The sequence below is a fragment of the Clostridium sp. DFI.1.208 genome (genome assembly GCF_024463855.1).
In the GTDB taxonomy this organism is placed as follows: Bacteria; Bacillota_I; Bacilli_A; order Erysipelotrichales; family Erysipelotrichaceae; genus Clostridium_AQ.
This window is the reverse complement of sequence record NZ_JANGCA010000335.1, coordinates 1-255: the sequence shown is the minus strand read 5'-3', so window position 1 is coordinate 255 and position 255 is coordinate 1. Positions and strand designations below refer to the sequence as shown.

At 45.9% G+C, this 255-nt stretch carries 1 protein-coding gene; it reads left to right on the top strand.

All coding sequences use genetic code 11. The features are described from left to right. Window positions 1-20: 20 nt before the first annotated feature. On the top strand, window positions 21-255 hold a 235-nt coding region (locus NE665_RS24580; RefSeq protein WP_256302791.1), incomplete at its 3' end, for a hypothetical protein.

Here is a 255-nt window from a genome sequence, read left to right as displayed (position 1 = left end):
ATGTAAAAGAGGTGGTATGAGTGAAAACGGAAGGATTATCGAAGGCATTGGAGAAGGCCAGGGATAATTGCACACAGCTCGCTGATATGGGAGTAGAAAAAGAAATGCTGGAACCGTTTTGGCAGTTAATGAAAGAGTGTGAAGCGATCATCCGACATGAGGCCGATCATAAGAAAAAAATGATGAAGGGGATAAAAGAGGCACAAAAGAACGGCGTCCGCATAGGGCGTCCTGGGATCCCCTGCAGTGATAAGT